Annotated in this window: 4 protein-coding genes and 1 pseudogene; 3 read left to right on the top strand and 2 right to left on the bottom strand. The window is 49.6% G+C overall.

Going from position 1 to position 3,493, the window contains the following annotated elements:
• Positions 1–82 precede the first annotated feature (82 nt).
• Positions 83–793 carry a DUF6882 domain-containing protein gene (locus Q0546_RS01625; protein WP_298789933.1) on the bottom strand — a complete coding sequence of 237 codons (711 nt, stop codon included), beginning with the start codon at positions 791–793 and terminating at the stop codon, positions 83–85.
• Positions 794–929: 136 nt separating this feature from the next.
• Here Q0546_RS01625 and pepT point away from each other — a divergent pair, with 136 nt between their 5' ends.
• The 3 genes and pseudogenes from pepT (at position 930) to Q0546_RS01615 (ending at position 2,928) form a co-directional block, all read left to right on the top strand.
• Positions 930–2,165, top strand: a complete 1,236-nt coding sequence (gene pepT, locus Q0546_RS01620; RefSeq protein ID WP_298789931.1) for a peptidase T — start codon at positions 930–932, stop codon at positions 2,163–2,165.
• 304 nt (positions 2,166–2,469) lie between these two features.
• Positions 2,470–2,550: pseudogene (locus Q0546_RS11945) on the top strand (sel1 repeat family protein); the annotation flags it as partial.
• A 30-nt stretch (positions 2,551–2,580) separates the two neighbouring features.
• Positions 2,581–2,928: a tetratricopeptide repeat protein gene (locus tag Q0546_RS01615; RefSeq protein ID WP_298789929.1), complete on the top strand. Its 348-nt coding sequence runs from the start codon at positions 2,581–2,583 to the stop codon at positions 2,926–2,928.
• 196 nt (positions 2,929–3,124) lie between these two features.
• Here the strand turns inward: Q0546_RS01615 and dcuC are convergent.
• Positions 3,125–3,493 (bottom strand): C4-dicarboxylate transporter DcuC (gene dcuC, locus Q0546_RS01610; RefSeq protein ID WP_298789927.1); only part of this gene is annotated, 369 nt, incomplete at its 5' end.

The following is a 3,493-nucleotide window of genomic DNA, read 5'->3' as shown; positions in this document are numbered from 1 at the left end:
AGATCACCCGGACGAGTTTCACTTCCATTCGTAAATTTAAGGCGGTGGGTTTTAGCCCATCGCCTTGCTCAAACTACCCAAATTAAAATTCATATTTAAATCCCGAAATCCTACCCTTGTCGTCAAATTTGATCAAAAGCTCTTTGTCAAATTTAGCTACGATTTCGTCTTTGGCTTTCTTAAAAAATCCGCCCTTTTCGACGTTTTCATCAAATTTGACTCCGTTAAACTCCAAAAAGCTTTTGATGAAAATTTTATGATCTACGTCGTGATTTTGTATGCAGCTACTTGCTGTTTTGACAAACTCGTGCGTGCTAAGAGGCTCAAAAAGCGAAGCTGGCGCATCGGTTATAGCCACAAACGCACAGCCCTTATCGTGTCTGCAGCCGTAGTAGCATAAATTTTCGTCAGCGACTCCGCATGCGGCGATACATAGCGTGTGCCCGTTAAAGGTTTCATCCAGCTCAAAGCTCGGTTCGCTAAAAGCTTGCAAACCCCACTCTAGCCCCGCGCGCAACACCTCTGCAGAAAACCGCGTCGCCTCCTCGCCAAAGTTATTTACGTTCGCGTGTCCCCACAGCCACGTGTCGCTCACGTTTGACTCGCTGCCGATAAACTGTATCTTGTAAATTTGATCGCCGAAAGCTATCTCGCAGCTATCAAAATCCACGTTCCAGTCAAGGTTGCCGACGATACCCGCAAATCTACCTTGCACCGCAGCCATCTTACCCAGCGTCGCCGAAAAAACCTGATGAAAGTCCGAAAGGTCGCTCACGTAACATAAATTTCGCATTTTTGCTCCTTTAAATTTAGTTTGCGAATTATACCGATTAAATTTTAAACTTGCCCGAAAATATTAAAATTTTATTTTAAGCTTAATTAAAAGATAGTATAATTTCATAAATTTTATCTCAAATTTAGGAGCAAACATGGACATAGTCGAGAGATTTTTACGCTATACGAAGATCAACACCACCACAAACCGCGAAGCGGGCGCGGCGGGCATCATGCCTTCAAACCCAACTGAGCACAATCTAGCAAAGCTGATAGAAAGCGAGCTAAAGCAGCTCGGCCTGCAAAATATAAAAAGACGAGAAAACGCCATAACTACGGCTGTTTTGCCGTCAAATTCCGCTAAAAAGCTGCCGTCCGTGGCGTTTTTCGCGCACCTTGATACTAGCGCAGAACAAAAAAACGACACGAAAGCGCAAATCGTGCGCTACGAGGGCGGCGACGTCACGCTAAATAAAGAACTAGGCATAGCGCTAAAACTTAGCGAATTCCCAGAGCTTGCTAATTACGTCGGAGACGACCTCATCGTGACAGACGGCACTAGCCTACTCGGCGCTGACGACAAGGCCGCGATCGCCGCCATCGTAAACACTGCGCAGTTTTTCGTACAAAACCCGCAAATCGAGCACGGCGACGTGACGTTTGGCTTTTTGCCCGACGAGGAGCAAGGTCTGCGCGGCGCCAAGGCGCTTGACGTTTCGGAGATCAAGGCCGACTTTGCCTATTGTCTGGACTGTTGCGGCATCGGCGAGCTGATTTACCAAAACTGGAACGCCGGCGACGCGGTCGTGACCTTTACCGGGCAATCCGCGCATCCGATGAACGCAAAGGGCAAGCTCGTAAATTCATTACTACTCGCACACAAATTTATCTCGATGCTACCCGGCGGCGAAGCACCTGAGTATACGGGCGGCGTCGAGGGCTACTACTGGGTCAAGGAGCTATCTGGCAACAGCGCAAAAACCGTGCTGAAGCTCGACGTTCGCGAATTTAACGAGGCAAAATACGCGCAGCGTATGGCGTTTTTGCAAGATCTTGCCGACTCGTTTGCTAAAATTTACGGCGCGCACAGGGTGCAGATCAGTCTAAAAGACCGCTACAAAAACGTATTTAACTACCTAGCGGGCGGAGAAAACAGCCTACCCGTCGTCGCAGCAAAGCAAGCCTACGCACGCCTAAATATCGAGCCAAAAGTGATCCCAATGCGAGGCGGATACGACGGCGCGGTCATCTCGGAAAAAGGCGTACCGTGTCCGAACCTATTTACCGGCGCGCACAACTTTCACTCCATCTACGAGTACCTGCCGGTAAAATCGCTACGAGCGGCCAGCAACGTCATCTGCGAGATCGTAAAAATCATAGCAGAGAAATAAACCGGGTCAAATTTGAGGGCGCCTTCGCTCTCAAATTTGCAAGTCGCCGCCATCCCTTTATCGCCGGTTTACGCTACCGAGACTCGTCCCTTTACGGCGCTAGCCCAAATTTTCGTCAAATTTAACCCTCTCGCCCGAATTTAAGCTCGCTTTGCGTAAAATACGAAAGCAAATTTAAATAGGAGTAAATTTGATGAAAAAGATATTTTTACCGCTAATCGCCGCTTCGGTTTTGGCTGTCGGCGCCGATATAAACGCGCTATAAAAGGAGTGCGACAGTAAAAACGGCACAAGCTGCTACGAGCTTGGAGTTTTATACGATAACGCTAGGGAAGGAGCCGCGCAAGACTATCAAAAAGCGGCAGAGCTCTACTCAAAGGCGTGCGAGCTAGGCAGCGGTGCTGGCTGCTCAAATTTGGGCTTTTTATATGGCAACGGCAACGGCGTAGCGCAGGACGGTAGAAAAGCCGCCCAGCTTTACGCAAAGGCCTGCGATATGGGCGATGAAGCGGGTTGTTCAAATTTGGGCTTTGCCTACGCAAACGGGCGCGGCGTCGAGCAAGACCACGTAAAAGCAAGCGAATTTTACGCCAAAGCCTGCGAGATGGGCAACGGCGGCGGATGCTACAATCTAGGCAATCTATATGCGCAAGGACGAGGCGTCAAAGAGGACACAAATGCGGCCGAAAAATACCTCAAAAAAGCGTGCGAAATGGAGCCGGAGCTAGCCTGCAACCGATATAAAGAATTTATCCAAAGATAATTTTACGGCCTTTGTGCGGTAAATTTGACTCGGTAAATTTAATGGGAAAATTTGCCGTTTTAGCCTTAAATTTTAGCGGCAAGCTGCATGTATAAAAATCTCTCGCAAAAACCAAATCATGAGCCAGGACGACAAGCATCGCCCTGGTAAACGCAAAGTCGGCAAAGCGCCGACTTTATCAAATTTAACTCTAAATTTAGAGCATAAAAAACGCTATAACGCACACGGCTATCGCCATCGCAGGAGCCGTTCGCTTGGCTATCTCGACCGGGCTAACCATAGCTAGACCCGCGCACACGATCGCCGCACCCGCGATAGGAGACGACGAGCGGCCCAGTGCGCCCGAGATCGCAGCGGCCATACCTAGCTTATCCTGCGCGAAGCCTAAATCCGCGGCGTGAACGGTGATAGCTTGGTTAAACGCCATAGTAGCCGCGTCGCCAGAGCCCGTAACCGTACCCATGAGATACGGCACGAAAGTACCGCCGTAGCGCACGAACTCCTGAGAGTGTTTTAGCCACTCGGTGACCGCGTCGATCGCGCCGCACGCCTTTAGGCCCGCGAC

Origin of the sequence: uncultured Campylobacter sp., assembly GCF_937997465.1 — a bacterium.
Taxonomy (GTDB): domain Bacteria; phylum Campylobacterota; class Campylobacteria; order Campylobacterales; family Campylobacteraceae; genus Campylobacter_A.
This window is presented reverse-complemented; position numbering and strand designations above follow the sequence as displayed.

What these genes read in the sequence shown, in the direction of transcription:
- Q0546_RS01625 (WP_298789933.1), bottom strand. Translation starts at nt 793, where the DNA reads ATGCGAAATTTATGTTACGTGAGCGACCTTTCGGACTTTCATCAGGTT.
- pepT (WP_298789931.1), top strand. Translation starts at nt 930, where the DNA reads ATGGACATAGTCGAGAGATTTTTACGCTATACGAAGATCAACACCACC.